Below are 20,490 nucleotides of genomic sequence, written 5' to 3'. Positions count from 1 at the left end.
TCGGAGCCGTTACTCGTGGTGGGTCGGCGCGGCCGCCTCAACGGCGTCGCAAGCCAGCGCCTCGAAGTCGGCTTGGTCGGGAACGACGTCGACCGAGATACCGGCGGCCTCGGCCGTTTCTCGCGTCGGCTGGCCGATTGCGCCGACGGTCGCCTCGTTCAGCCCGTGGATCGCAGCCTCGCGGACACCGAGGTCCGCAGCCGCATCAAGGAAGTGTTCGACGGTGAGCGAGGACGTGAACAGCGCCGCGTCGAGGTCACCACTTGCTGCCAGCTCCGCGGACTCGCCTGATTCCGGGGGCTGGATAAGCCGGTACAGCACGGTTTCGTGGACGTACGCGCCAGCGTTCTCCAGTCCGTCAGTCAGCACTGCGGAGCCGTGGTCCGACCGGGCGACTTCAACTCTCGTGCCGGCCACCGCTCCGGACAGCGTTTCGACGAGTCCCGTCGAAGAGTACTCCGCGGGAATTATGTCGACGCCATAACCGGCCTCGTGAAGCGCCTCGGCGGTCGACTCGCCGATGGCACACACCGTCGCCTCGCCGGGGTCCCAGCCGGCTTCGGCGGCGAGTTCGACACCGGTCTTGCTTGTCAGGACGACGTAGTCGGCGTCGGTACGGGGCGTTACTTGGCTGTCGGTGGCCTCGGAATCATCGGCCGTCGCCGGTTCGATCGCAAGCATCGGGTCCGGAACCGGGTCGGCACCGAGCGATTCGATGAGCTCGACTGCGTCGTTCAGGCGCTCATCATCGGGCCGGAAGGCGGCCACGCGTAGACGCGGTTCTTCGCGCATCAGTACCCCTCCAGGAACTCCACCACTTGCTCTCGCTCGCCGGCTACCTCGCCGATGACGGTGATAGCGGGCGGTTCGATGCCGGCCTCGTCACGAGCGGAGACGATGGTGTCAAGCGTCCCGGTGGCGACCTGCTGGTCCGGCCAGGTCGCGCGCTCAACGAGTGCAACCGGCGTGTCGGGGTCCATCCCTGCCTCACGCAGGGCTTCGGTGTACTGCGGGAGCTTGCCGACGCCCATCAGGACGACGAGCGTGCCGCCGGTCGCGGCCAGCGCCTCCCAGTCGACAGCCGATTCGTCCTTGGTGGGGTCCTCGTGGCCGGTGACGAAGGAGACCGAGGACGTGTAATCGCGGTGCGTGACCGGAATCCCGGCGGCTTCGGGGCCGGCGATAGCGCTCGTGATTCCCGGAACGATCTCCACGGGGATTCCGTGCTCCGCGAGATGGGCCAGTTCCTCGCCGCCGCGACCAAACACCATCGAATCGCCGCCTTTCAGCCGGACGACGGTGTTTCCTTCTTCGGCCAGTTCGACCAGTCGGGCGTTGGTATACTCTTGGGGCGTCCACTCGCCGCCGGCGCGTTTGCCCACGTCCTCACGTTTCTCCTCGGGGATCATCCCGATGATTTCCGGGCCAGGGAGCTTGTCGTGCAACACCACGTCGGCCTCCTCCAGCAGGCGCTTTGCCTTGACCGTCAGCAGGTCCGGGTCGCCGGGCCCGGAGCCGACCAGATACACTTTGCCGGGTGCAGCGTCCGTCATTCCTCGTTTTCCTCCCGCGCTGCCGAGGCGTCATCGGCGTCCGTCGAGTCCCGCTTGGCCTCGGCAATGAGGTCGTCAGCGCCCTGCTCGGCGAGTTCCGCCGCAAGGTCCTGTGCCGCGTCGATATGGTATTCAGCCGGGATGTCGCGACCGACCGAGACTTCCTCAGTGCCGTCCTGTGAGAGGACGCGAACTCGCGTATGGACAACGCCACCCTCTAGCTGGGCGTGGACGCCGATTGGAGCGACACAGCCACCGCCCAGTTCTTCGAGAATCGTTCGCTCGACGGTCGTCTCGACACGTGTCTGGGGGTCATCTAGCCGGTCTTTGATATCCAGCGCGAGGTCGCCATCGACGGCGGTCACCGCTAGTGCGCCCTGCCCCGGGGCCGGCACAAACCGGTCGGGGTCGAGATCAGACAGCCCGACGTAGCGCGTGAGCCCGGCGCGGTGGAGCCCCGCCTTCGCCAGCACGATAGCGTCGTATTCGGTGTCTGGGTCCCGCTCCATCGCCCGCCGTTCGAATTCGGTGAGGTCGTCGAACCACTCCTCGACCGTTCGGTCGTAGGGGTGTTTCTCGTCCCCTTCGTCGGAGTCCTCGGCGTCGTCCGTCTGCTCCTGTTCGGCCTCGTGGCGCTCCTGATGTTCCTGCTGGAGCGACGGAGCCAACAGCTTCGCAAGACGCGTGTCGACGTTGCCCCGGAGCGGTTCGACAGTGAGGTCGTCGCGCTCAGCGAGCAACTGCGCCTTGCGGCGCAGGCTCGACGTGCCGACGGTCGCGCCCTCGGGCAGTTCTTCGAGCGAGCGGCCGTCGGGCGTCACCAGCACGTCCTCGGCGGCGGCCCGCTCGGGGACCGCCGCGACAACGAGGCGCTCGGGCCGTTCGGTCGGCATGTCCTTCATCGAGTGAACCGCCGCGTCGAGTTCGCCGTCAAGCACCTTCTCGTCAAGGCTGCGCACGAACGCGCCGGTTTTCCCCAGTCGGTGAATGAGTTCGTCCCGTATCTGGTCGCCCGTCGTCTCCACCTCGACGAGTTCGACCGCCAGTCGGCGACTGCTCAGTGAATCCCGAACCGTCGCCGCCTGGCGCAACGCGAGGTCCGAGCCCCGCGTCGCCAGTTGCAGTGTCTCCCCGCGTGTTGTCATACCCGACATTCCTCGGTCAGCGCGTAAAAACGCACTTCTTCGTCGATTCGATGTCGTTACGCAGTCGTCTCAGCGAACACAGTTCCGAGCACGCACTGCGAAACGAAGCCCGCTATGAACGTTGTCGCGCCCCCGGCGACGAGGGCAAAGTCGATCAGTCTGTTGAGCGTGTCGACGGGACCGACACTTACTGTGAGCACTACGAACGCGTGCAGGAGCACGTACATGGCTGGCAGAAAGACCGCCGTACAGAGCACGCCGGCAGCCGTCGCGCGCCGAATGACCGGCGGGACACCGACCGGGAGGGAACTGGTCAGGGCCATCGAGTACGGCTTTGTGGTGGGTACACGTATTTCTGTGGTGCAGTCCGTGAGTCCATGCAGCGCGTTACCACGGCTCGTTTTTCAGGCCGAGCAGGTAGGCGATGCCGTTGGTCACGACATGTAGCACCGGCGTCGCGATGACGACCACGACTAGCACCGGGAGGGTGAACGTCTCGGTGAACCACGACGGCGCGGCCACGAGCGCACAGAGCAACGCTCCGACGACGAAGTCCAGCTGGTCCAGCCCGGGGAACGCGGCCCCGCGCTCACGGCCCGTCCGGCGTTTGAGGAAGGACGCGCCGATGTCCCCGAGCATCGCACCGAAGGCGAGTCCGAGTCCCGCACGGAGGGAAAACGTCGGGAGGTCGGTTCCCAGTGCAGTGCTCACGCTGGGCGCGACCTGCGTCAGTCCGAGCGCGAGTAGCGTCCCGGCGGCGGTGCCGATGAGCGTCCCACGCCAGGTCTTGCCGTCACCCAGCACTCGCCGCCCGCCCCACGTTCGGCCACCGTCTATCGGTCTGCCGCCACCGGCGAGTACCGCGGCGTTGTTCGGGATGTACGCCGGCAACATCGCCCACAGCGCCCAGACAACCGTGTCGACCGTCTCCATATCCCCGCCGTCTGCCCCCGTCGTCTTAATGTGTGTGACTCGCCGCTGTGGGGTTAGCGAGAGTGGCCACAGACTCCGGGACTTACACGGGCACGCCTATACGCGTTGCTGGTCAACGAGTCTAAAAAAGATCGAGAACTGGCCTCAGAACGGCGCTTCGGGGCCTTCGTCTTCGTCGCCGCCAACGTCGCCGCCGCGAGACTCACCGGGGAAGGACGGACTCATGCCGCCGCTTCCGCCGGACATGCCTTCCTGCTGTTCCATCCCAGTTCGGGCGGTGACCTCGTTGATCTCCGGGATCTCCTTGGTCATGCGCGTCTTGATGGCCTGAATGGTCATCGGCGAAATGCCACAGCCGGAACAGGCACCGCCGAGGCGGATCGTGACGCTGCCTTCCTCGCGGTCAATTTCCTCGATGGCCGCGCTTCCGCCGTGCATCTGGATCTGGGGGAAGTTGCGGCGCAGGAAGTTCGTGATTCGCTCGCGCAGGTCGTTGGCGTCCTCTGTCTCAGTGCTCATAGTGAATTGTATTCCGTCCCGGGAGGGCTTAGACCTTTGGACTAACATCTATATCACGAGGGAGAAACCGCGGCCCGCGGGCACCTGTCCGTAGTTACCCTGAACATACCTGAACCTTCTACGAGCGGGGCGAGTAGCCCGTGGTATGACACCCTCCGCTGATGAAGCGCAGATGTTCGAGTGCGCGACCTGTGGCGGCGTCGGCATCGGCGACAACCGGCCGGCGTGCTGCGGCGAGCCGATGGCGGCGACCGAGACAGGGGAGACGGCAGTCAGCGAGCCGTCGCTCGAAACCCTGCTGCAGACCGTCTTCGATATGTCCGGGACCGAGCTGGACATCTGTCTCTGCGTGATGGAGGGCGGTGAGTTGACCGTTGCAGCACTGGCCGAGCAGATCGGCTACGACCGGAGCGTGGTCGCACGGCATCTCAACCATCTCGCGGAGTTCGGCGTCGTCGAGAAGCGCCGGCGAATCAGGCCGGAGGGTGGGCACGTGTACGTCTACACGCCACAGCCGCCAGAAGTAGTGCGTGAGCGGCTCCGCGGGGCGTTCCTGTCGTGGGTCCGGCTGGCGACCGCGCAGTTGGACGACCTACAGCGTGAGAAGGTCGAGGCGATAGCCGACGCCGAAACCGACGAGCGGCAGTGGACCGTGTTTCAGGAGCGGTAGTGGCGACCGCGACAACTCAGGAACAGTCCGCTCTCAGATGCGGTCGGCAGTCACAGCGTAGACGACCGCGAGGACAGCACCGTAGACGACATGCCACAGCAGCGACGGCGGCGCGAAGTTCGGGAACGGGGGCGAGGCCGGTGAGCCGACCGCGCCGAGCCAGACTGGCATCAGAAGCGCGGCGAAGAGTACCCAGGTGGCGACGCCCCAGCCGACACCGAGTCCAAACAGTTTGCCGGACGATTCTAGACTGAGGACCCTCGCTAGCCCGGCGAACATTACGCCCATCACAGCCCCGTGTGAGAGGTGGACGACGAGGCCGGCCCCCGGACTCGGCGGCGGTGCGAGCCCGTACAGGGACGGGATTGCGACGGCGAGCGTCGCAGTGTTCATGACGAGAATCAGCGCGCCCATGACGGCGCTGCCGGCGATACCGCCGAGAACGCCGGCTTTCCAGTTGCCGGTACTGACATCGTACGTCTGTGTCGTTTCTGTCGTCGTTGACATGCAGGCGAACGGTCACGCCGTCTAGCAAAAGAGCCGGCGTGGCTGTTCGGCCTCGTGCCACGTCCCCGGAAGAACTATACGCTGGCTCCCGCCGGCCATGGCCAGACAGGCAACCAACTTTCAAGCCGGGGCCGGACGGACAGGTGGTATGGCAGACTCCGACACAGTGATGGCTCGGTTCGATACCCCAGACATCGACGACCTCCCCGAGGACCTGCAAGAGCGTATCGCGGAGGAAACCGACCGCGCCGGCTTCACGCCGAACATTTTCTCGGCGATGGCGTATCGCCCCTCGCATTTCCGGGCGTTCTTCGCGTACCACGACGCCTTAGTAGAGGAGACGGCGCTCGAACGCGAAGAAGTCGAGATGATAATCGTCGCTGTCAGCGGCGTCAACGACTGCCTTTATTGCATCGTCGCCCACGGTGCGCTCCTGCGGATCTACGCCGACGCGCCCAAGCTCGCTGAGCAGGTCGCCGCGAACCACCGGACGGCCGAGATTAACGAGACGCACAAGGCGATGCTCGATTTCGCCGTCAAACTGACCGAATCGCCCGCCCGTATCGAGGACGCGGACCTCGAACGGCTGGAGGAACACGGCTACAGCCGCCGTGCTATCTGGGACATCGGCAGCGTCGCCGCCTTCTTCAACCTCTCGAACCGCCTCGCACAGCTCGCCGACATCCGCCCGAACGACGAGTTCTACAACCTGGGCCGCTGATACGGTCGGCGTGCTGGACGCCCGCTCTCACGCCGCCTCGGCCGGCCGTACCGTTTCAGCGCCACACTCCGGACAGGTCAGGTCTTCGACTGTCGCCGCGCGCTGTGCGAACTCGGTCCCGCAGTCATCACAGCGGAACCTGTAGGGCCGTTCTCCGGAGCCGAACAGCTCGGAGACCGTGTCAAGCACACCCATACTAGTGTACTCAACGTCGAGCCCCCAAAATCTTCCGGCTGAAGTACATTTCCGGTGTGGTTTGATACATATAGCATGCATCACAGCGCGTATCTATACACCTAGTAGTTCTGGTCTTGCCTATCAGGGGCATCCACAGGTGTATGAACAAAACACTCTATCTGATGCAGAAGGACAGCGAAACGCGGATCGAAGTTGACGACGATGGCTACGACCGAATCATCGAGAACGGCAACGTTGTCGGCCACCACATGAGCAACCCCATCGTCAAGCTGACGTAAGCGCAACGCAGTCCCGAAGCATCGCTGCTGACGCACAACATCCGGGAGTTTTTGCCGCTGGCTGTTGAATCGGTGTCCAATGAGTGACGCCGACGGCGGTCCGAAACAGGTCTCGGACCCGGCCTACCACAGCGAGAACCACACGGCCGCCCAGACCTGCGGCTGGACAAAAAACGCCCTCCGCGGCGAGGGGAAGTGTTACAAGTACATTTTCTACGGTATCGAATCACACCGCTGCATCCAGATGACGCCGGTCGTGAAATGTAACGAGCGGTGCGTGTTCTGCTGGCGCGACCACGCTGGCCACGCTTACGAACTCGGTGACGTGGAGTGGGACGACCCGGCGGCAGTCGCCGACGCTTCCGTGGAACTCCAGCGAAAACTGCTGTCGGGCTTCGGTGGCAACGATGAGGTCCCGCGCGAGGTGTTCGATCAGGCGATGGAACCGCGCCACGTCGCCATTTCGCTGGACGGCGAACCCACGCTCTATCCGCACCTGCCGGAACTCATCGAAGAGTTCCACGACCGCGACATCACCACGTTCCTCGTTTCCAACGGGACCAACACGGAGATGCTAGAGCGGTGTGACCCGACCCAGCTGTACATCTCCGTCGACGCCGCCGACCGGCAGACGTTCGACTCGACGGTGCAGGCGATGGAGGACGACGCCTGGGACTCGCTCATCGACACGCTAGACGTGCTGGCCGAGAAAGACGACACCCGCACCGTCATCCGGACGACGCTGGTCAAGGGCCACAACATGCACCACCCCGAGTGGTACGCGGCGATGTGTGACCGGGCCGACGCGGATTTCGTCGAGATGAAGGCGTACATGCACGTCGGCCACTCGCGTGGTCGTCTCGACCGAGACTCGATGCCCGACCACAGCGAAGTCAGGGAGTTCACACGGGAGATGGGCGAGTACCTCCCCGACCATGACGTGCTGAAGGAGGTCGAAGACTCCCGCGTGGCGATGCTCGCCGAGGACGAGAACACCTGGGTCCCGAAACTGGAGAAGTCGAGCGATTTTTGGGAGCAGGACGCGCTTGTGGAGTACTGACTGCATCGTACAGCAGGGGACGCCCAATCACAGCAGTGTGATGGGCTGAACGTGTTAGGCAGCGGTTTAAATTGTATCCAGCAGGAACAGTAAGACGCGCTTCTGCTACCAACCCCGTACCAGTTTTCTACTGTTCCAAAAGTGGAATGCATTCCACCTTCGGTATGCTTATCCGGCGGGAATCCCTACTGCAGTGCATGGCTGAATCAATGGGACAGGGCGTCGGTCGGGACGAGTTGGCGACGCTAAAACTGCTCGCCCTCGACGGTGCGCTCGACGAGTCGACGAAGGTGTCTTGTGCCGATCTCGCCGAACGACTGGACGCCTCGAACCAGACCGCCTCGCGGCGGCTCCAGCGGCTCGAAGACGCCGGGCTGCTGGCCCGTGATATCGTCAGTGACGGGCAAGAGGTTGAACTGACCGGAGACGGTGAACGACGCCTCCAGTCCGAATACGCCGACTACCGACGGATCTTCGAATCCGACGCCAGCGTCGATCTGACCGGCGTCGTCACCTCGGGGATGGGCGAGGGTCGCCACTACATTACGCTCCCGGGCTACATGGAGCAGTTCATCGAACGGCTGGGGTACGAGCCGTTCGCGGGCACGCTCAATCTCGAACTCACAGCCGAGAGCGTCCGCAAGCGAGCGCGGATGAGCGCTATCGAGCCGGTCACCATTGAGGGCTGGGAGGACGACGAGCGGACGTACGGCCCCGCGTACTGCTACCCTGCCTCGATAGAGGGGAGCGACGGCGAGTACGAGCCGGCCCACGTCATCGCCCCCGAGCGGACCCACCACGGCGAGGAACAACTCGAAGTGATCGCGCCCGAGAAGCTCCGTGGCGTGCTAGAACTGGCCGACGGTGACGAGGTGATCGTGCATGTCTCGGAGTGAAGAAACCGCTGCCGACGCCGACAGCGTGGCCGACGCCGTCGCCGCATTCGCTCGGGGCGAGCCGGTGCTGATCCACGACGCCGCCGACCGCGAGGGCGAGACGGACCTCGTCTATCCGGCCGGTGCCGTCACGCCCGAAGCCGTCGCTCGGATGCGAAACGACGCCGGGGGCCTCGTCTGCGTCGCGCTCTCGGACCACGTTGCCGAGGCGCTGGAACTCCCCTTCATGCAGGAGGTCCTCGACCATCCGACAGCGGCCGACCACGACCTCGCGTACGACGAGCGCTCCTCGTTCTCGCTGACGGTGAACCATCGCGATACCTTTACCGGCATCACCGACGAGGACCGCTCGCTGACCATCCGGGAACTGGCCGCCGTCGCGGCGGACCCGGACCCGGACGCGTTCAGCGATGCCTTCCGGTCACCGGGCCATGTCCATCTCCTCCGCGCGGCTCCGGACGGGCTTTCCGACCGCGAAGGTCACACCGAACTCGCGCTCGCGCTCGCGACCGCGGCCGACCAACCCGAGGCCGCCGTGGTCTGTGAGATGTTGGACGACGAGACGGGTGCAGCGCTACCCCCGGCAGCAGCACGGACCTACGCCGACCGCGAGGGACTCGTGTACGTCGAAGGTGCCAGCCTGCTAGAGCGCTTCGACTGATACTGGCGGCTGTAGCTGAGACATAGTTAGTCGTCACTCCGTAGCGTCGGGATTATTGAGGGACGTACGTCCGACACCATGAGAAGCGGGCAGCCAGTGTTTATGTCCGACAATCATGGGGCTGGACCGGGTCGCGGGTCAAAAGGGGGTATCCGCGGCCGCGGCAAGTTGTCTGAGACCGCTGGCGACGAGGTACAGCGTCGCTCCAGTGAACAACGCGATACCCACCGAGAGAGCCCGGGGACCGGTGATTCGACGACACCGGAGAGATTGCGCGTGATGACCTCGGCCTGAATCAGGAGCAGGCCCAGCGGAAGCAACAGAACAGCGACGCTACGGTGGAGCGACCGCTTCAGGGAGGACATATGCGGTGCAGACGACCAGATTTCACTAAAGCGTTTGCGCTCACGGGAACAGTGATCCGTACTGGATGTGTCAGGCAGCGCGACCCTGACCCGCGGGGGTATCGTCAACACTCTTAACCAAGGGAATCAATGGGGTAGATATGACACACGACGAGACAGCAGGAGGCACCACCCGCGGACATCGCGACTGGCAACTCACTGGAGGGGTCGTGCGATGAGCGACCGTCCGGAGATGTTCGAGGGAACCGACCGTATCTGGATGGACGGCGAGTTCGTCGACTTCGAGGACGCACAGACCCACGTTCTCACGCACGCGCTGCACTACGGGACCGGCGTTTTCGAGGGTGTTCGCTGTTACGACACTGAACAGGGACCGGCAATCTTCCGCTGGGAGGAACACTTAGACCGCCTGTACAAGTCCGCGAAACCCTACGACCTCGACATCGAGTTCAGCAAAGACGAACTCACCGAGGCGACGACAGAACTCATCGAGACGGAAGGGTTCGAGTCGTGTTATATCCGCCCCATCGTCTACTACGGCTTCGACTCGCTCGGCGTGAGTCCGAAAGACTGCCCGACGAAGACCACCATCGCAGCGTGGCCGTGGGGCGCGTATCTGGGCGAGGAAGCGCTGGAGGAGGGCGTCGACGTGATGGTGTCGTCCTGGCGCAAGCACGCCTCCAGCCAGATTCCGACCAACATCAAGACGACCGGCCTGTACGTCAACAGTATGCTCGCCGGCGAGGAGGCTCGCCGCAACGGCTACACCGAGGCCATCGTCCTGAACAAGGAGGGCAACGTCGCCGAAGGGCCGGGCGAGAACATCTTCATGGTCCGGGACGGCGAAATCTACACACCCGGGCTGGCCGAGAGCATCCTCGAAGGCATCACCCGCAACACCGCAATCACGCTCGCCGAAGAGATGGGCTACACCGTCCACGAAGAAGCGACCATCTCCCGTGGCGAACTGTACACCGCTGACGAACTGTTCTTCACCGGGACGGCAGCGGAGGTCACCCCCATCCGGAGCGTTGACGACAACGAAATCGGCAAGGGGACGAAGGGGCCGGTCACTGACGAGCTTCAGTCGGCTTTCTTCGACGTGATTGAGAGCGGTGACCGCGAAGAGTGGTTCCACTACGTCTGAGCGGGAACTGAACTCCGCGGTTAATTGTCTGCGAGGTCGTCCTCGTCGGCGACCGGAATCGGCGTCGCGTTACTACGGTCCGTGTCGCCGAAGCCGGCGCTGAGGATGCGCGTCAGCGCTTCTTCGACGCGCTCATCAATTTCCTCGTAGCGGTGCGGTTCAACCTCGACGACGTAGCCGGTCGTGATGTTCGGCGCCGTCGGCAGGAAGAGCACCTCGCGGCCGTCGTCGGTCGTCTGTCCAGTTTTGAACGCCGTCATCCGCATCCCGTCCCACACTTCGAGTTTTACCGGCGCCTGGAGGTCTTCGGTTCCCCCGACGGCCGTCTCGACCGCCATCTTCGAGGCGTTGTACACCACCCGGAGGCCCGGCACGTGGTTCATTGCGTCATCGATTGCGCGTTCGACGATATCGCCGAAGGCCGTCCGCATCAGATAGCCGATAGAGAATACGATGAGGATAAAGATAATCAGCGTCGTGAACACCCGAGCGAGTTCAACAGACGGCTCTCCCGAAGGGAGTCCCAGCGTTGACAGCAACTGGCTGTCAATGGCGTCGATAACCGCTGCGGACGCGAGAATAGAGTAGAGATAGAGAATGACGTATGCTGTCACGAGAAGCGGCAGCAGGATAATAAGGCCGCTCGCGAAATCGCGCTTCCACGACGTTGAGGAGGCCATACAGGTACGTATCGGGCGCGGGATATGAGCCCTTTCCTTTGGTGCGTTCAATCACCAACGCGGTCGCTGACGGGGGGCGACAGAGGGAATCGCTGCCGGACTACCACTCGGCAACGCTGCCGTCGTCGTGTCGCCAGACGGGGTTGTGCCAGTCGACCTCCTGCTGGGACTGCTCCCGGAGGAACGCCTCGTCAATCTCGATTCCGAGACCGGGGTCGGTGGGTACGGTGACGAACCCGTCCTCGTAGTCGAACACGGACGGGTCGGCGAGGTAGTCCAGCACGTCGGTGGTCTCGTTGTAGTGGATGTCGATGCTCTGTTCCTGAATGAGCGCGTTGGGCGAGCAGGCGTCGACCTGAACACACGACGCCAAGGCGACCGGGCCGAGCGGGCAGTGAGGGGCCATCGCCACGTCGTAGGCCTCGGCCATCGACGCGATCTTGTACACCTCGGTGATGCCGCCGGCGTGGGAGAGGTCCGGCTGAATCACGTCGACAGCACCGTCCTCGAACACCTCCTTGTAGTCCCAGCGCGAGTACATCCGTTCGCCGGTCGCGATCGGAATCTCTGTATGGGCCGCAAGCGCCGGCAGCGCGTCGTTGTGTTCTGGCAGGACTGGCTCTTCGATGAACATCGGTTCGTAGGGCTCCAGCGCGGACGCCAGCCGCTTGACCATCGGCTTCGTGACGCGACCGTGGAAGTCGACGCCGATGTCCACCTCGGGACCGACGGCTTCCCTGACTTCCCGGAGCCGGGTGGCGGCGGCCTCGACCGTGGCCGGGGTGTCGACGCGCTCGATTTCGGGCGTTGCGTTCATCTTCAGCGCCGTGAACCCAGCGTCGACCTGCTCCCGAGCGGCGCTGGCTACGTCCGAGGGCTCGTCGCCACCGATCCACTGGTACACTCGAATCCGGTCCCGGGCCTGCCCGCCCAATAGCTGGTGGATTGGCGCGCCGAGTTGCTTCCCCTTGATGTCCCACAGCGCCTGATCGATGCCGGCGATAGCGGACATCAGGACCGGGCCGCCGCGGTAGAAGCCACCGCGATACATCGCCTGCCAGTGGTCCTGAATGTTCTCGGGGTTCTCCCCGATAAGATAGCTGTCGAGCAGTTCCTCGACGGCCGCACGCACGGTGCGGGCCCGTCCCTCGACGACGGGTTCGCCCCAGCCGACGGTGCCATCGGCCGTCTCCAGTCGAAGGAAGAGCCATCGTGGTGGCACCTCAAACAGTTCGTAGTCGACGATGCGGTTCCCGCTCGCGCCGGCCGCTGTCATTCCAGTGTCCTCCGCGCTGTGCCATGCACATCAGTCCCGTGGAGAGCAGTACGCGATGTTTCGAACCGTGCTTCGTCGGCGTGTGGAGTCATGTGAGACACACATAGGAGACGTGTATATAGTCATTGTGTGATTCCAGAGCGGCCGTCAGCGCCGATATCCCGGTGTTTGTGATAACGCAAACCCCCGCTATCGCGTCGGTAGCGGTCAGTTGCAGCTAGTTACTGCTCGCGGTGGCGCTCCCATGTGCGGACCAGACCGGCAAGCGTTTCATTCACGGGGACCGGCACCGTCGCAGTCTCGGCGACGTAGCCGTTGATGGCGTCTATTTCTGTCCGACGGCCGGCCGAGATGTCCTGATACATCGACGAGTGGTTGGCGGCAGTGTCACGGACGACACGCTCGACGAGCGACACCGCGCGCTCGTCGGGGAGGTCGATGCCCTGCTTGCGGGCAACGGCGGCCGTCTCACGGGCGGCGTCAGCGGCGATATCGTCGGCCGGTGAGTCGGCCAGCGCACCGTTCGGCACACGGGCGAGCGCTGTCACCGCGTTGATGCCGGCGTTGACTGCGAGTTTCTCCCAGAGCCGGGTTGGCATGTCCGCCGCGACGGTCGTCTCAATGTCGGCCGCACGGAACGCCGCCCCGATGTCGTCGGCAACTGCGGACCGGCCGCCGTTGCGGTTCCCCAGCACGATCTCGCCGCGGCCGGTGAACGCGACGGTACCCGGCTCTTGGAGTCGCGCGCCGTATGAACACGTCCCTGCCAGCACCGGACAGTCGAGTTCGGCAGCCAACTGCGATTCGTTGCCCATCCCGTTCTGGAGTGAGAGACACGCATCGAGCGTACAGTCGGCAAGGTCCGCTGCCGTTGCAGCGGTGTCGTATGCCTTGACTGTCACCAGCGCGAGGTCGGCACGCTGCGGAATCGGCGTCTGTGCGTTCGGGTGGACCCGGAACTGCTCGGCTCCGACCACCGAGAGACCGTTCTCGCTGACGCTGCCCACGTGTGGCTCTCGGCCCACGAGCGTCACGTCGTGTTCGCGAGCGAGCAGGCCACCGACGAGGCTGCCGAGGCTCCCAGCCCCGACGACGACGATATCCATACCGCCTCGCACGGACGGCCCAGACAAAAACCTACCACCGGCGTACCGGAATCAGCACGCACTTGCCCACGAGTGGCGAACGAGTGAGCATGGGCGACTCCGACGACGCCGAGGCAGTAGTTCGGGCCATCGACGAGATCGGTATCGACCGGTTGACCGAGACAATCGTCACGGCGTGGGAGGGCATCGGTGGCGACGGCGAACCGGGGCCGACCTGGCCGGAAGACGAAACCAGGCGTCGGTTCGAACTGGCCGACCCCGACGAGGCGGTCGGGCTGGACGTGCTCGCAGCGGTGCTGGACGCGTCACCTCGGTCTCCCGCAAAAGCGTTCGTCCACCTCGGTGCCGGACGGCGAGACACCCCCCAGCACGAACGGTTTGCTGTCGAGACACTCGCGGGCCACACCGACGTTTCGGCTACGGACACTCACACGACCGGAACGGTGCCGCTGACGACAGAAACGTTCGACGCGCTGGCGCGAGTCTACGGGGGGACACTAGTGTACGTCGTCATCGGTGACGAGGACGGGCACGCAATTCTCGAACTCGACTGGACGACGCTTCGGTTCTCGCTCCCGCCGTCGGCCGGCGAGACAGTGCAGGAAGCAGTCGGACCGGGCGTCGCCGAGCGATTCGAGCAAGCGTAACCACCGTCGCGGATGCAGTCGGTGATTCCAGACAGCCACCGAGCCGTCTCAATCCTCCTGCCAATAGTAGATATCCTCTTTTGGCGCGTTACAGGACGGGCATTCGTCGGGGATATCCTCTATTTGGCCCATTTCGCCGCATTCCCAGCAGCGCCACATCAGTTCGGCCTCGCCCGCGGCCCCAGCGCTGAGATGCTCGCTTGACATCGCTTCGATGCCGTCCTCAACCGTGACGTAGAACCCGTGTTCGTCGAACCCGCGGATGGTCCCGAGTTCGTTGCCGTCTTCGTCGTACACCGTCTGTCCGAACGAATACTCCTCGCTTTCGATGTTCGTGGTCATGTCAGCCATACATAGAGCTAGTCGGTCCGAGATGTGTTAAATGCTAGCGTGAGCCGAGAATTGCATGATCGACGAGCCGACCGAGGAGAGAAGATCGCCCAGTCAGCCCCTGAGATGCCTGCGTCGCTACCGCGAGAACAGGCTGTTGTGGACGGGTGCGAAGTCGCTCTCCTGACTGTCCTCGACCACCGAATCGGTGACGGCGTTACCGTCGACGCCCGCGTCGAGGAAGTCCGCGAGCGGCGGCCCGACGTTGTCCGGTTCGACGAGGAACGCGTCGTGGCCGTGGTCGGAGTCGATGACGTGGTGGGCGACGTTCGCGTCGGCCTCCCGGAGCGAGTCGGCTAGCGCCTCCGCCTGCTGGGTGGTGAAGTGCCAGTCGGCGGTAAAGGACATCACCAGCGCGTCGCCGTCGAACGCCGCCAGCGCGTCCGTGTCGGACTCGAACCCGGCGGCGAGGTCGTAGTTGTCCATCGCCCGCGTCAGATAGAGGTAGCTGTTGGCGTCGAATCGCTCGGTGAACTTCTCGGCGTTGTAATCGAGATACGACTCCACGTCGCGGTACGGAAAGAACGCGCCCGCGGCGTCAGTGGGGAACGTGCGGACGGCGTCCCGGCCGGCGGCGCGGCGGCCGAAGCGCCGCTCCATCGACGCCTTCGAGAGGTACATCACGTGGCCCAGTTGGCGGGCCAGCGCCAGCCCGTCGCTCGGCGGGTCTTGATCCTCGCCGTAGTAGTGGCCCTGATTCCAGTTCGGGTCGGTCGTGATGGCCCGGCGGGCGATAGCGTCGAGCGAGAGGCACTGCGTGTCCAGTCGCGCAGCCGCGGCGATGGGAACGATGCGGTCGACGTGGTCCGGGTGGCGCTTGGCCCACTCGATGACGTTCATGCCACCGACGCTGCCGCCGACGACAGCATGGAGGTGCGGAATCCCGAGTTCGTCAAGCAGCGCGCGCTGGGCTTCGGTCCAGTCTGTGACGGTGACCGGCGGGAAGTCGGTGCCGTAGGGCTCACCCGTCTCCGGGTTCTCGCTTTTCGGTCCCGTCGAGCCGTAGCAGGAACCGGGCACGTTCGCACAGACGACGTAGTACTCCGTGGTGTCGATGGCCTTGCCCGGCCCGACTATGTCGTCCCACCAAGCGCGGGCCTGATCGGCACTGTCGACCCGGTCGCGGCCGGCGACGTGGGCGCTACCAGTCAGGGCGTGACAGACCAGCACCGCGTTGTCGCCGTCGAACTCCCCGTAGGCCTCGTAGGTGATTTCCAGATCCGGAATCGTCTCCCCGCAGTCGAACTCGAACTCGCCGAGCGAGACGGTGTTGTGTTCGACGTTCATGTGACTCGTTCGATTGTGGCGTCGATGTCTGCGATGATGTCCTCTGGGTCTTCGATGCCGACGCTGAACCGGAGGAGGTCCGGCGTGACGCCGCTGGCACGCTGTTCCGCCTCACTGAGCTGGGCGTGGGTAGTCGAGGCCGGGTGGATGACCAGCGTCTTGGCGTCGCCGATGTTCGCGAGGAACTGGGCTAGATCCGTCTCCTCGCAGAACCGTCGGCCGGCGTCGTAGCCGGCTTCCAGCCCGAACGTGACGATACCGCCGAACCCGCCGGAGAGGTACTGCTGTGCTAGGTCGTGGGTCTCGTGGCTCTCCAGCCCAGGATAGGTGACCCAGGCGACCTCGGAGTGGTTTTCGAGGTGCTGGGCGACAGCCATCGCGTTCTCGCAGTGGCGTTCCATCCGCAGAGAGAGGGTTTCCGCGCCTTGGAGGGTCGCCCAGGCGTCGAACGGCTTCTGGCCGTCGCCAAGCGACCGGAGCGCGCGCTGGCGGGCGGCGACGGAGAAGGCGCGGTCGCCGAAGGCCTCGGAGAAGTTCTTGCCGAAGGCCTCATTTTCGCCGCCGAGTTCCGGGAACTTCTCGGGGTACTCGTCCCAGGGGAACGAACCGCCGTCGACGAGGACACCGCCGACGGTTGTCCCGGAGCCGTGGATCCACTTCGTCGTCGATTCCCAGAGGAGGTCCACGCCGTGGTCTAGCGGGTTACACAGGGCCGGCGTCCCGAACGTGTTGTCGACGAAGACAGGCACGCCGTGGTCGTGGGCCACCCCGGCGATTTCCTCCATGGGCGGGACGACCAGCGACGGGTTCCCGATGGTCTCGAAGTGGACGTAGGCCGTGTCTTCGTCGATGGCTTCGGCGTAGGCGTCCGGGTCGAGCGTGTCGACGAACCGCGTCTCGATACCCCGGCGGCTGGCGGTGTTGGAATAGTAGGAGTGGGTGCCGCCGTAGATAGAAGAGGCCGTCACGATGTTGTCACCGTTGGCCGCGAGGACGAACGTCCCGGCGTCGAGTGCGGCCATCCCCGACCCCGTCGCGACGGCGTCGACGGCGTTTTCGAGCGACGCGATACGGCTTTCGAGCATCCGGACAGTGGGGTTGTCGAACCGCGAGTAGACGTTGCCGTCGTCATTCAGGGCGTACCGGTCGGCCGCGGTGTCGGCGTCCTCGAAGACGTACGACGAGGTCTGATAGATGGGCGGCGCGCGTGCCCCTGTGGCCGGGTCCGGCTCCTCCTGGCCGGCGTGGACACAGCGCGTCCCGAATCCGTAGTCGTCGGTCATGTGCAGTATGCATATATCTCTAGCTATCTATAACTCAGAGTTACGGCAATTCTCTCTTATTGTGATAGGATACCACGGTATCGGTTCGCCGACCGGCGAAACCGAGGGAGAGGGTATTTGTCGGTGGCTATCTACACGCCGGTATGGACCACGACACTGCCGGACGAACCAGCCGACAGATTCTCGACGCCGTCGGCAGTGCCGTCATCGCTGACGACCACTTCCTCGAAACCGTCATGACCGGGATTCTCGCCCGGGGGCACGTCCTGCTCGAAGACGTGCCGGGCACGGGGAAGACGCTCACTGCCCAGTCGTTCGCGACGGCGCTTGACCTCTCCTTCAAACGGGTGCAGTTCACGCCGGACCTGCTCCCGTCCGACATCACCGGCTCGAACGTGTTCAACGAAGCCACCGGCGAGTTCGACTTCCAGCCCGGCCCCGTCTTCGCCAACGTCGTGCTGGCCGACGAAATCAACCGCGCACCGCCCAAGACGCAGGCCGCGCTGCTCGAAGCGATGGGCGAGAAGCAGGTCACTGTCGACGGTGTGACTCACGACCTGCCCGAGCCGTTCTTCGTCATCGCCACGCAGAACCCCGTCGAACAGGAGGGGACCTTCGGCCTCCCCGAGGCCCAGCGGGACCGCTTCATCGTCAAAACATCGATGGGGTATCCCGACTTCGGCGGCGAACGCGAACTCATCGACCGGCGGGCCGACCGCACAGCACAGGCCCCAAGCGTCACCAGCGTCATCGATGGCGAGCGGCTGCCGGCACTCCAGCGAGCAGTCGAGTCGGTCACTGTCGACGGCACGCTCCGGGACTACGTCGTCGAACTCGGCCGCGCTACTCGCGAGGACGACCGCGTGGACGTCGGCGTCTCCCCGCGTGGTATTCAGCGACTGTTCGAGGCGACTCGCGCCGCCGCGGTCCTCGACGGCCGCGACTACGCCGTCCCGGACGACGTGAAGGCCGTCGTCGAGGAGGCGTTCGCCCACCGACTCGTTCTGACCGCCGACGCAGGCGTCCGTGGCGTCAACCCGGCGACTGTCGTCGACGACGTGCTGGACCGCGTCGAGGTGCCGGCGGTCAGTCCCTAACCGTTCAGGTTCGCTCGGTCTCGCGCTGTCGCTCCCGCTCCTGCCCCCGGACCGCCGCGCCGTCCTCGATGTCTTCCAGCGTCTCCGTTTCCAGCAGTCGTTCCAGTTTCCGTTCGAACTGTTCGTCGGTCAGCTTCCCCTCGGCGTACCGACGGCGCAAGCGCTCCAGCGGTGTTTCGTCACCAGCACCGCTCGGCGGGGCTGAATCCGCTCTCCCGATATCGTCCTCCTCGTCTGTATCGCCATACAGCAGCTCCGTCAGCGGAACGACCACCACGTAGCCGACGAGGAGCGCCGCGAGCCACCACTCCTGTCCGGTGAAGAGGGCAACGAGCCAGAACCCGGTGACCGCCAGCGAGGCGAGTTCCGTCGCGTTGTCTCTGGCCCGTCGCAGCGGGGACCGGTCGGTCATACTACTGACTTGTCACCACGACACAATGGATTGTTCGGTGTGATCCTACCGTATCGCAGCCACTAGCGCCAACACGGCGACGAGACAGACCACGAGGCCGGCCACGGCGACCGATGGCTCAACAGCAATAGAACCGCGAGCAACGCCTGACAGCCCCAGCGTCGCCGCCGCGCCGACGCCGCCGACCGCGACGGTCCCGCCGGTGTGGACGAGTTCAGTGCGGCGCGTCGCGGCCCCGCTGCCGGCCTCGTGTCCCAGCGTCGTCCCGAAGGAGCCGGCGTCCCAGACGACGACGGCACCGACCAGACCCGCAAGCACCAGCCACGTCGGCGTCGAAAGCGTCGCGGCGAAGGCGCTCGCACCGAACAGGCCGGCCGCGGCAAGCGTGACGCCGGCCGTCCGCGCACGCAGATAGCTCATCGCCAGCGCCACCCACAGCTGACCGGCGACACCGATAAGCGAAAACAGCGCAACGACTGCCAGCGCCAGCGTGAGGGTCTCGGGGCCGTAAACGTCCAGTATCGGAACAAAGAACTGTTCAACGGCTGCCGCGGCCGGCGTCGCCCGGAGCGCTGCTTCGATGGCATCAATTGCCGGTCCCGCGACCGCCACCGCGCCGAGCGTGATAACGCCGCCGCCGACGTACGGCGCGAGGACGGTCCCCACGCGGTCGGCCGAACTCTGGACCGTCCGCCGGAGGAACCAGACAGCCACCGAGACGACTGTCCCACTGAGGAACAGCCACCAGAGGAGGCCGCGGAGACCCGGCGCGGCCGTGACTGCGACGATGAGGTCGTACAGCCCGGCCGGGAGTAGTCCAGCCAGTGATTTCTGACCGAGACCCAGTTCGAACAGACCGGCGACCGGCGCGACCAGCATGGCCAGCCGGCCAGTCCACCGGAAGGTTCGTTCAACGGCGGCGACGGCTCTGTCGATATTGGGCGCGTCGCTCGTTTCCGGGACGAGTTCGGAAAGCGGCAAGGCGTCGAGTCCGCGGGCCAGCGCCGTGGCGGCGAGAGCGAGCAACAGGCTGAAGATAGCGATATGCGTTCGTCCGGGCACCGGGTCGAAAATCGGTTCCAGCACCCGAGTGAGGACCTCGCCGGTCAGTTGCTGGATGCCCGGCGTCCCGGCGTTAGATTGCAAGAAGTCGATGGCCCCCCGCGTGAACAGTACGAGGGCAACAGCGAACGGAACGACGGTCGTCCGCACGACGGTGCCACCGTAGGTCCCCACCCGTTCGGTATCGACGACGCCGCGGGTGGCCGCGGTCGCACCGAAGACAGCGGTCAGACAGCCGAGAACGACGATTACTTGCGATAGCAGCGTGACGACTGCTGGTCGGACGCCAGCTTGGGAAGTGACGGGGAACAGTTCGGCACCGAGCGAGACGACCGCACCACCGGTGGCGATCGAGAGCCCGACGGCGACCGGCAGCGCGAGGGTGCTGGCCAGAACAGTGCCGACCGCCTGCCAGCGGTCCCAGCCGCTCAGCCACAGCGACAGTGCCAGCAGCACACCGGTGGCCACACCGACGAGCGCGGCCCGGTCGGCGGAAACGGTCCCCAGCAGTCCTGCGACCAACAGCGCCGTCACGCCGACGACGGTGGCGAGGCTGGTCCAGGGCATCCGCGTCGGGAGTGTGGTGTGGTCATCCAT

The 20,490-nt window shown here is 64.9% G+C and carries 26 protein-coding genes; 9 read left to right on the top strand and 17 right to left on the bottom strand.

All coding sequences use genetic code 11. The features are described from left to right. Positions 1-9: 9 nt before the first annotated feature. From RBH20_RS00510 to RBH20_RS00485, 6 genes are all read right to left on the bottom strand, one after another. Positions 10-792, bottom strand: coding sequence for a uroporphyrinogen-III synthase (locus tag RBH20_RS00510; protein WP_306704432.1), 783 nt, complete (start codon positions 790-792; stop codon positions 10-12). Continuing rightward, positions 792-1,553: a uroporphyrinogen-III C-methyltransferase gene (gene cobA, locus RBH20_RS00505; protein WP_306704430.1), complete on the bottom strand. Its 762-nt coding sequence runs from the start codon at positions 1,551-1,553 to the stop codon at positions 792-794. Before cobA ends, RBH20_RS00510 begins: the two co-directional genes overlap by 1 nt. Further along, entirely contained in the window at positions 1,550-2,698 is a 1,149-nt protein-coding gene (gene hemC, locus RBH20_RS00500; protein WP_306704428.1) for a hydroxymethylbilane synthase, read from the bottom strand. The genes cobA and hemC overlap by 4 nt, the downstream gene beginning before the upstream one ends. Before the next feature lie 56 nt (positions 2,699-2,754). After that, a complete protein-coding gene (locus tag RBH20_RS00495) occupies positions 2,755-3,021 on the bottom strand; it encodes a hypothetical protein (RefSeq protein WP_306704427.1) in 267 nt (88 codons plus the stop codon). Positions 3,022-3,085: 64 nt separating this feature from the next. Then, positions 3,086-3,631 carry a CDP-2,3-bis-(O-geranylgeranyl)-sn-glycerol synthase gene (locus RBH20_RS00490; protein ID WP_306704425.1) on the bottom strand — a complete coding sequence of 182 codons (546 nt, stop codon included), beginning with the start codon at positions 3,629-3,631 and terminating at the stop codon, positions 3,086-3,088. A 144-nt stretch (positions 3,632-3,775) separates the two neighbouring features. Further along, on the bottom strand, positions 3,776-4,150 hold the full coding sequence (locus tag RBH20_RS00485; protein WP_058993009.1) for a NifU family protein: 375 nt from the start codon (positions 4,148-4,150) through the stop codon (positions 3,776-3,778). Between the two features lie 145 nt (positions 4,151-4,295). On the opposite strand from RBH20_RS00485, the gene RBH20_RS00480 reads away from it, so the two are divergent. Beyond that, positions 4,296-4,820: a helix-turn-helix domain-containing protein gene (locus RBH20_RS00480; protein WP_306704419.1), complete on the top strand. Its 525-nt coding sequence runs from the start codon at positions 4,296-4,298 to the stop codon at positions 4,818-4,820. A gap of 33 nt (positions 4,821-4,853) precedes the next feature. Here the strand turns inward: RBH20_RS00480 and RBH20_RS00475 are convergent, their stop codons facing one another. Then, positions 4,854-5,327, bottom strand: coding sequence for a DUF6789 family protein (locus RBH20_RS00475; RefSeq protein WP_306704417.1), 474 nt, complete (start codon positions 5,325-5,327; stop codon positions 4,854-4,856). Between the two features lie 148 nt (positions 5,328-5,475). On the opposite strand from RBH20_RS00475, the gene RBH20_RS00470 reads away from it, so the two are divergent. Further along, complete coding sequence (locus tag RBH20_RS00470) at positions 5,476-6,048, top strand: peroxidase-related enzyme (protein WP_306704415.1); 573 nt, start codon at positions 5,476-5,478, stop codon at positions 6,046-6,048. A gap of 27 nt (positions 6,049-6,075) precedes the next feature. On the opposite strand, the gene RBH20_RS00465 is transcribed toward RBH20_RS00470, so the two are convergent. Continuing rightward, complete coding sequence (locus tag RBH20_RS00465; protein WP_306704413.1) at positions 6,076-6,243, bottom strand: zinc ribbon domain-containing protein; 168 nt, start codon at positions 6,241-6,243, stop codon at positions 6,076-6,078. 143 nt (positions 6,244-6,386) lie between these two features. Between RBH20_RS00465 and RBH20_RS00460 the strand changes: the two genes are divergently transcribed. The 4 genes from RBH20_RS00460 (at position 6,387) to ribB (ending at position 9,141) form a co-directional block, all read left to right on the top strand. After that, positions 6,387-6,524, top strand: coding sequence for a hypothetical protein (locus tag RBH20_RS00460; protein WP_306704411.1), 138 nt, complete (start codon positions 6,387-6,389; stop codon positions 6,522-6,524). A gap of 79 nt (positions 6,525-6,603) precedes the next feature. Beyond that, positions 6,604-7,584, top strand: coding sequence for a 4-demethylwyosine synthase TYW1 (twy1, locus tag RBH20_RS00455; RefSeq protein ID WP_306704409.1), 981 nt, complete (start codon positions 6,604-6,606; stop codon positions 7,582-7,584). Positions 7,585-7,781: 197 nt separating this feature from the next. Beyond that, positions 7,782-8,480: a DUF120 domain-containing protein gene (locus RBH20_RS00450; protein ID WP_306704407.1), complete on the top strand. Its 699-nt coding sequence runs from the start codon at positions 7,782-7,784 to the stop codon at positions 8,478-8,480. Beyond that, complete coding sequence (ribB, locus tag RBH20_RS00445; protein WP_306704405.1) at positions 8,467-9,141, top strand: 3,4-dihydroxy-2-butanone-4-phosphate synthase; 675 nt, start codon at positions 8,467-8,469, stop codon at positions 9,139-9,141. Before RBH20_RS00450 ends, ribB begins: the two co-directional genes overlap by 14 nt. A gap of 113 nt (positions 9,142-9,254) precedes the next feature. Here ribB and RBH20_RS00440 read toward each other — a convergent pair whose 3' ends face one another. Continuing rightward, positions 9,255-9,506 carry a hypothetical protein gene (locus RBH20_RS00440; RefSeq protein ID WP_306704403.1) on the bottom strand — a complete coding sequence of 84 codons (252 nt, stop codon included), beginning with the start codon at positions 9,504-9,506 and terminating at the stop codon, positions 9,255-9,257. 214 nt (positions 9,507-9,720) lie between these two features. Between RBH20_RS00440 and RBH20_RS00435 the strand changes: the two genes are divergently transcribed. Beyond that, positions 9,721-10,653 carry a branched-chain amino acid transaminase gene (locus RBH20_RS00435; RefSeq protein ID WP_306704401.1) on the top strand — a complete coding sequence of 311 codons (933 nt, stop codon included), beginning with the start codon at positions 9,721-9,723 and terminating at the stop codon, positions 10,651-10,653. A 20-nt stretch (positions 10,654-10,673) separates the two neighbouring features. Here the strand turns inward: RBH20_RS00435 and RBH20_RS00430 are convergent, their stop codons facing one another. The 3 genes from RBH20_RS00430 to RBH20_RS00420 form a co-directional block, all read right to left on the bottom strand. After that, complete coding sequence (locus RBH20_RS00430) at positions 10,674-11,333, bottom strand: DUF502 domain-containing protein (protein WP_306704399.1); 660 nt, start codon at positions 11,331-11,333, stop codon at positions 10,674-10,676. Between the two features lie 100 nt (positions 11,334-11,433). Next, positions 11,434-12,609 carry a galactonate dehydratase gene (dgoD, locus tag RBH20_RS00425; protein ID WP_306704396.1) on the bottom strand — a complete coding sequence of 392 codons (1,176 nt, stop codon included), beginning with the start codon at positions 12,607-12,609 and terminating at the stop codon, positions 11,434-11,436. A 221-nt stretch (positions 12,610-12,830) separates the two neighbouring features. Then, positions 12,831-13,715 carry a ketopantoate reductase family protein gene (locus RBH20_RS00420; protein ID WP_306704394.1) on the bottom strand — a complete coding sequence of 295 codons (885 nt, stop codon included), beginning with the start codon at positions 13,713-13,715 and terminating at the stop codon, positions 12,831-12,833. An 89-nt stretch (positions 13,716-13,804) separates the two neighbouring features. On the opposite strand from RBH20_RS00420, the gene RBH20_RS00415 reads away from it, so the two are divergent. Next, complete coding sequence (locus RBH20_RS00415) at positions 13,805-14,362, top strand: hypothetical protein (RefSeq protein ID WP_306704392.1); 558 nt, start codon at positions 13,805-13,807, stop codon at positions 14,360-14,362. A 48-nt stretch (positions 14,363-14,410) separates the two neighbouring features. On the opposite strand, the gene RBH20_RS00410 is transcribed toward RBH20_RS00415, so the two are convergent. The 3 genes from RBH20_RS00410 to RBH20_RS00400 all read right to left on the bottom strand — a co-directional run bounded on the left by RBH20_RS00410 (position 14,411) and on the right by RBH20_RS00400 (position 17,322). Continuing rightward, the gene (locus tag RBH20_RS00410; RefSeq protein ID WP_004594080.1) at positions 14,411-14,713 is read right to left on the bottom strand and encodes a rubredoxin-like domain-containing protein; all 303 of its coding nucleotides are present in this window, start codon (positions 14,711-14,713) and stop codon (positions 14,411-14,413) included. A gap of 117 nt (positions 14,714-14,830) precedes the next feature. Further along, on the bottom strand, positions 14,831-16,039 hold the full coding sequence (gene metX, locus RBH20_RS00405; protein ID WP_306704386.1) for a homoserine O-acetyltransferase: 1,209 nt from the start codon (positions 16,037-16,039) through the stop codon (positions 14,831-14,833). After that, positions 16,036-17,322 (bottom strand): O-acetylhomoserine aminocarboxypropyltransferase/cysteine synthase family protein, encoded by a 1,287-nt coding sequence (locus RBH20_RS00400; RefSeq protein WP_306704384.1) that lies wholly within the window; start codon positions 17,320-17,322, stop codon positions 16,036-16,038. The genes metX and RBH20_RS00400 overlap by 4 nt, the downstream gene beginning before the upstream one ends. Before the next feature lie 143 nt (positions 17,323-17,465). On the opposite strand from RBH20_RS00400, the gene RBH20_RS00395 reads away from it, so the two are divergent. Then, on the top strand, positions 17,466-18,419 hold the full coding sequence (locus RBH20_RS00395) for a MoxR family ATPase (RefSeq protein ID WP_306704382.1): 954 nt from the start codon (positions 17,466-17,468) through the stop codon (positions 18,417-18,419). A gap of 4 nt (positions 18,420-18,423) precedes the next feature. Here the strand turns inward: RBH20_RS00395 and RBH20_RS00390 are convergent, their stop codons facing one another. Next, the gene (locus RBH20_RS00390; protein ID WP_306704380.1) at positions 18,424-18,831 is read right to left on the bottom strand and encodes an SHOCT domain-containing protein; all 408 of its coding nucleotides are present in this window, start codon (positions 18,829-18,831) and stop codon (positions 18,424-18,426) included. A 45-nt stretch (positions 18,832-18,876) separates the two neighbouring features. Beyond that, a complete protein-coding gene (locus RBH20_RS00385; protein WP_306704378.1) occupies positions 18,877-20,490 on the bottom strand; it encodes a hypothetical protein in 1,614 nt (537 codons plus the stop codon).

It is taken from the genome of Haloarcula sp. H-GB4, assembly GCF_030848575.1.
Classification (GTDB): Archaea; Halobacteriota; Halobacteria; order Halobacteriales; family Haloarculaceae; genus Haloarcula.
The sequence above is the reverse complement of the archived record's forward strand: the minus strand, read 5'-3'. Positions and strand labels throughout refer to the sequence as shown.